We start from the raw sequence: 6,691 nt of genomic DNA, 5'->3' as shown, positions 1-6,691 counted from the left end.
TGAGCCTTGGAAAATAAATCAAGCCAGAAATACTGATTTTTCGTTGGGTCTTAATCTTGGTCGTGATCAAGAGTACTTTAGATGCGTTTGCCCTGGCGTAGAAACCGCCAAAACCATCCTGACTCAACGGAGCAAAAATATTTTAGCTATATAACTGTATTTTTGGCGCTTACGGTATAGGAGGCTTTCATCAACGGCAGGGCATTTTATCACTGGTCAGTAGTAACAAATAACATACATTTTTTCCATGCTACTACTACTAAAGCTGCATTGTAACCCGCTAATATACTATTATTCTTAGGTCTGTTTAACTGGCAAGTATGTAATTGCCGCAATAACTATTTTAGTGAACTCTTTCGGCAATTATTGATGTATTCAGCTAAGGATATAATTTGACAGGTGTAGCGAGTTTTTGATTTATCTCTACAACTGTATTAGCTATCGCTACAAATGCTATTCTGATTGGATATTCACTTAGTTATCAAAACAGAATTAAGGAATCAGAAGTCAGAATTCAGTATGAATTCTGTACGAGTGGCGGATGAATAAATGGGTTTAAAACCCCCACAAAATTGAAACAGTTGGTGATCTTCAATCAGTCGCGGGTCTAAGTGATTTATTGAATTACCTAGCGACTATCTCCCTGACTCAATCGAATCAGGAAGAAGAAACGATCGCCATTACTAAGCACTTCTCAAAGCCACAATGGGGTCGAGTTTAGCAGCACGACGTGCAGGAACAACGCCAAAGAATAAGCCAATCCCCCCAGAAACACCAACTGCCATAGTAATTGCTACAGGAGAAAGACTCGCTTCTAAAGGAGTCAAAGCTCCCACTAATAGGATGCCACTGATACCAACCGCAGTACCAACTAATCCGCCAGCTGCCGAAACTATCACTGCCTCAATGATGAACTGTAGCAAAATATCTTGCTCAGTTGCGCCGATGGCTTTTCGCAATCCGATTTCTTGGGTGCGTTCGGTGACGGAGACTAGCATAATATTCATAATGCCAATGCCGCCGACAAACAGGGATATCCCGGCGATCGCTGCTAGCATAATTGTCAATGCACCTGTAATTTGACCAACAGTTTGCAAGGCATCCTTTTGAGAGCGAAGAGTAAAATCATCTTCACCATTAATTTTGTGCCGTAGGCGCAGCAAATTAGTAATTTGAAACTCTGCTGCATCCACGCTCTCAGAATCACGAGCGGCTGCAACGAGGTAATCTAAAGAAATACCATAAGGAGAATTCTTTCCTACAAGTCGGTTTGCTGAGGTTGTGATTGGTATTAAAGCAGCATTATCATAATCTGCTCCGACGCTGGAACCTTTGGCTATTAACGTCCCAATCACTTGAAAGCTGGTATTTCCAACTCGTAATTGCTGACCGATCGCGTTACTATTACCGAATAGTTTTTCTGCCAAGTCTCCACCCAGCACAACAACTTGGTTGTTTCGCTTGATATCTACTTCAGAGAAAAACCTGCCTTTAGCAGTTTCAAAATCCCGCACCGATAGAAAGCTGGGAGTTGTGCCAATGATGTTGACATCGGTGTTTCTATTGCGGAATACAACTACCTGTCTGGTATTTAACTCTGGTGCAACTCCTACTACTGTTGGTACTTGAGAGGCGATCGCTTCCGCATCTTGTAACACCAGAGTTTTTGGCACTTCAAAGGAGATACGCTGAGTTTCTCGATTGCCTGGTAGCACGAATAGCACATTTGGCCCTAATGATTCCAGCTGTTTATTAACGTACTTCTGCCCACCTTCACCAATACCAATCATGGCAATCACTGAGGCGTTACCAATAACTATACCCAACATAGTGAGGGCGCTACGCAACTTATTTGATAACAGGGTTTTCCCCGCCATTTGGACACTTTCTAAAAAATTCATGTCTTAATAATTACGAATTACTCTTTTCTTTTGCCTTGTCAATTTTGTAGTCTTTGGGTGGATTAACAAAAATGCGATCGCCTTGTTTAACTCCCTCTAAAATCTGAGTTTGGTCTTGAATTTGTGCCCCAACTGTAATTTCGCGGAACTGGGGTTTATTCTTTGCATCTGGTACGAGTACGCCAGTTTTGCCCTTTTCAGTGACGATTGACACCGTTGGCAACACTAAGGCATTATTAACGCGATCGCCTAAAAAAGTCAGATCCACATTTAAGCCAGAACGCAGTTTATCTATGCCAGTATCAAGAGCAACCCGCACCTGGAAGGATGTCACACCTTGTTCCACCACTGCTTCTGGAGCAATCAGGCGCACATGACCTTTAAAAATTTGATCGGGATAAGCATCAGCAACAATTTCCACCTGCTGCCTTTGTTTAATTCTGCCAATATCGGCTTCGGGAACTTGGGCTAATACTTCTAAACCGCGTGCTACAGCGACAATTGAACTAGAAGTTGCCGACGCACTCGTAGAAGCAGAAGTTGTGGGTGTCACAAAGGCCCCAGGTTCGGCATACTTTTGCGTCACAATCCCCGAAAGGGGAGCGCGAATAATTGTATCTTCCAACTGCACTTGCACACCCTTCAATTGAGCTTCAGCGCTGGCAACAGCCGCTTGGCGCTGGGCAATTTCTTCAGTTCGAGTGCCATCTTGCAAGAGTACCAATGCAGCCCGTGCTTCATTCACAGCAGCTTGGCGTTGGTCGATTTCTTCAGTCCGAGTGCCACTTTGGACTAACGACAATCGTTTTTTAATTTCTTCTAAACTGGCTTTAGCACTTTTGTCTTCGCTGATAGCTTGATCGAGTAATTGTTTGTTTTCTGCTCCCTCTTTATATAGATATTGGTAACGCTTTACCTGTTCACTGGTATAAATCACCTTTGCTTGAGCCGCATCCACTTGGGATTGAGATTGAGCAATCTCTTGGGGACGATTACCGGCTCTCGCTGCGGCTAGCTGGGCTTGAGCCTGTGCTAACCGTGCCTTTGCTTGAGCTATTTCTTGAGGACGACTACCAGCAAGGGCTTGGGCTAATTGTGCTTGACTTTGGGCTAAGTTAGCACGGTACTGACTCCTTTGAGCCTCAATACTCGCACTATCCATACGGGCGAGAATTTGCCCTTGTTGAATGCGATCGCCTTGTTCGACATATAATTGCGATAAAACTCCAGGGTTCTTCGGACTAATATTTACGCTTTGAACTGGCACGACTTTGCCACTAGCTGTAATCCGCAAAGTAACGTTTTGCGCTGCCACTGGCACTGTTAACTGGGCAATGTCTTCTTTATTTGTCCCTTGATTCACCAGAGTGTAAGTTGTCACAGTACCCACAAGCAAAGCACCGCCTGCTATCACCCCAATTAGCCAGCGTAATGGATACTTAACTTTGCCAATAACTGGAATTTCTATGTGAGTAGCCATATTATATAGAAGCCTGTAAATATTGTTGGGTAGCAGTACCTTTTAGTTAAAGGGTAAGTGCAGAATACGGAGTTGGTACTTTGAGATTAAATTTTTATTACTAAACTAATAACTAGACGCATAATTAAGCTTCATAGTTACTTAATATTCCTTTATCCTATGTATTAATATTTGTGTATGTCTTCACCTGAATGGGTGACTTTAGCGACTAGTGAGTAACATATAAGATTACTATTTGATTTTTGAACGAAATTAGGTGTTGTAGAGGAGCCAGTGCGTTGCGGTGAATCCAGCGCTGTAGGTGGGTTTCCCGCCGTACTCTCCGTGCTAACACATCCTACGGATATTTTCTCCAAATAAAACCGGATTCCTATAGTTTAGACCTCTTGCATAAGTCGAATAGACCCCCCTTAATCCCCCCGATATATTGGGGGGAAACTTGAAATATTGCGCCCTCCCTGATGTGTTGGGGAGGGGTGATTCAAGGATTTTTGCAAGAGGTATTTTAATTTCCTTTCCAGCGATCATCCCAGACCCTCAACTTCTTCAAGAAGTCGGGTATCTTTTTATTTGTAGGTTTTGCGTAGTTAAATTAAAGAGATATTTAGATTAAGTCATTTCAGTTTTTCAAAACTACATTGAAGGAATTTAAATACCCAGTAATAGTTTTAGCTAATGTCTTTTGCTGTTTTTTTGTAGTTATTGCCATTACTTGATATAGTCTTCCTTGGGCAATATACATTCTATTTATAGTGATTTTCCCTCCAGTATTGATGTACTTAATTTCTTTACCAGGATGATTATTATAACTACGAATATTTCGTTGACTAATTAAATTGCTTTTGGTAGTCTTTAAAGCCATATCCCTGGCATTATTAAGTACAGCTTGGGGGTCAGTTATTTGACCATAACTATAAGGAAAATCATTGTAAGCAACTATGTATGCTACTTCCTGTTTTGGCGGTTGTGCGGCAAATATTTCTAAGGTAATTTCCCCCATGTAAGTTTTTTGGTATTCGGTATTTCTGTTGGGTCTTCCCGGCATCAAAATAGTAAAGCGCCCATCTGGAGCCGTGTATACTTTCCATTGTGGCTGCACGGTTTTAGAGATGGTTGGTTTAACAACAGCCGGAGGTTTAGGTTGACGCGCTTCCACGAGAACAGAACCACCACAGATAAGGGTGGCGGCGATTAATGGTAACAGACTTTTAACTGTCATAAGTTTTACCTTTTGAGATACCAATCTCAGTGATGATGCTAGCTGTTATAACCTAGCAGCACATAAAGCAGCACCTATTAGCCCCACTTGCGGGTTGAGGATAATGTACACGGGGATCTCTTCGAGGAGGCGGCGCATCCTGCCTTTTTGGGTGAAGTTTAATAAGAAACCGTTATTTTGGATTAAAGGCAGAATTTTGGGCGCAATCCCACCAGCGATGTATAAGCCACCATAAGGTAGGAGTTTAAGGGCAAGATTGCCGGCTTCTGCACCATAAGCCTCTATAAATAATTGCAAGGTTTGTTCGGAAAGGCGATCGCGTCCTTCTAATGCGGCTGTACCAATGACAGCACCGGGATCGACACTTTTCTCTTCTTGTCCGGCTTCTTGTTCCCAAGTTCTGACGACTTGGGCAATATCTGGTGATTCTGTGGCAAATTTGCGATCGCGCAAAAATTGATAAATTGCCACAATCCCCATTCCAGAAACTACCCGTTCCACAGAAAGGCGCTGGATATCATGTTTACCCAGCAGGTATTTCAACAGTTGAAACTCGATTTCGTTCCGAGGGGCGAAGTCGGCGTGTCCACCTTCTGAGGGAAAAACTTGATAGTCGCTTCCCTGTTTAATTAAAAATCCTTGTCCTAAGCCAGTACCAGCACCAATAATCCCAATGGGGGCTTCAGGTTGAGATTTGCCAACTTGCAATATCAGCAAGTCTTGTTCTTGTAAACCTGAAATGCCATAGCCAATGGCGGCGAAGTCGTTAATCAAAGAAATATGCGGGATACCCAATTCTTCTTGTAGACGTTCGGTATCCAAAAACCAGGCTAAATTGGTCAGCTTGGCAGTATTTTTGACAATGGGGCCGGCGATCGCAAAACAAGCCTTTTCTGGTATTGGTGTATTAGCTTTCACCAAAAACTTCTGCACTATGGGTACTAAATCGGGAAAATCAGCACTGTGGTAACTTTCCTGATAGATAGGATGCAAAGCTGGTGAATCTGATGTTTCAACCAATCGCAGAATAGTTTTCGTACCGCCGATGTCTCCTGCTAGTAACAATGTCATAGAACTTATTCGGGGATTAATTACTTAATTTGTGGGATATACCCAAAGTAGCAGAAGCCATGAACACAAATATCTATCAGAGGTTTAAGCAAATCGAATCACTTCCTCTATGTGGGTTAAATGGGAAGTATCTCCCTTTAGTTCCAATAACCATTCTGGATCTTCGCGTACCACTTTTACCAACGAACATAAAGAAGCTTTAACTTCTGTTTTGGCAATTTCCCCTACTAGCCCCATTGCTCCCCCCAACACAGATGCACCATGCGCCACTAGCAGAATATGTTCTGGTAAGAACTCAGTAGCTAAACATCTTGCAGTTTGCCCAGAACGTTCTCGCACTTTTTCGCGAGTTTCAGGATATTTAGCGGCGATGCGCGAAGTGTAGCTGGTGTCAATTCTAGGGAATAACTTTGCTAATGCTGGAGTTGAGAGTCTTTCGGGTTCTTCCGTCATCCAAGCTGGATTTAGCCATTCACTCAAACCTGTTTCCAATTTAATTGGCAAGTTAAGCACTTCTGCAACTGCGTTTGCTGTTTGTACGGTTCGCAGAAAAGGCGAAGCAAAAATATGGGAAATCTTTTCTTTTTTCAATCGTTTCGCTAAATGTTGTGCCTGCACCATGCCATCATCAGATAAGGGCGGATCGTAGCGTCGTTCGGCTGTGAGAAACCAATCAGGGTTTACGAAATCGAGGCGGTTGGCGTGTCTTGCGATCCAGACTATCTGACTCATGGGTTGAATTATTCCGGTGAATAGAATTCCCCGCTAAACAAATATATAGATATCTGCAAGGAGGGCTGCAAATATTAATATAAGACATTATTTGTAATAATTTGTAATAATATAAGTTATGTAGAAAACTTATCAATCGCGTCAGTGTAGTTTTACTTAAAGCTTTTTGAGCCAAGTTTCTAAAGCAATATCGACTAATACCAATTTAATATGAAGCTGCATAGAAAAGGGCTTCTAAAATAAAGTTATAAGAGGAAACAGAAATTACCTGCTCAAATGTAAGTTGCT

The 6,691-nt window shown here is 42.3% G+C and carries 5 protein-coding genes; all 5 read right to left on the bottom strand.

What is annotated here, in order from left to right; all coding sequences use genetic code 11:
• Positions 1 to 683 precede the first annotated feature (683 nt).
• Positions 684 to 1,901 carry an ABC transporter permease gene (locus tag V7K42_RS28870; RefSeq protein ID WP_334921161.1) on the bottom strand — a complete coding sequence of 406 codons (1,218 nt, stop codon included), beginning with the start codon at positions 1,899 to 1,901 and terminating at the stop codon, positions 684 to 686.
• Between the two features lie 10 nt (positions 1,902 to 1,911).
• Positions 1,912 to 3,381 carry an efflux RND transporter periplasmic adaptor subunit gene (locus V7K42_RS28865; protein ID WP_334921159.1) on the bottom strand — a complete coding sequence of 490 codons (1,470 nt, stop codon included), beginning with the start codon at positions 3,379 to 3,381 and terminating at the stop codon, positions 1,912 to 1,914.
• A gap of 619 nt (positions 3,382 to 4,000) precedes the next feature.
• Entirely contained in the window at positions 4,001 to 4,600 is a 600-nt protein-coding gene (locus tag V7K42_RS28860; RefSeq protein WP_334921158.1) for a hypothetical protein, read from the bottom strand.
• Positions 4,601 to 4,645: 45 nt separating this feature from the next.
• Positions 4,646 to 5,671 (bottom strand): glucokinase, encoded by a 1,026-nt coding sequence (locus tag V7K42_RS28855; RefSeq protein WP_334921156.1) that lies wholly within the window; start codon positions 5,669 to 5,671, stop codon positions 4,646 to 4,648.
• An 84-nt stretch (positions 5,672 to 5,755) separates the two neighbouring features.
• The gene (locus tag V7K42_RS28850; protein WP_334921154.1) at positions 5,756 to 6,403 is read right to left on the bottom strand and encodes a histidine phosphatase family protein; all 648 of its coding nucleotides are present in this window, start codon (positions 6,401 to 6,403) and stop codon (positions 5,756 to 5,758) included.
• Between the last annotated feature and the right edge of the window lie 288 nt (positions 6,404 to 6,691).

It is taken from the genome of Nostoc sp. (assembly GCF_036917455.1).
GTDB lineage: Bacteria > Cyanobacteriota > Cyanobacteriia > Cyanobacteriales > Nostocaceae > Nostoc.
This window is presented reverse-complemented; position numbering and strand designations above follow the sequence as displayed.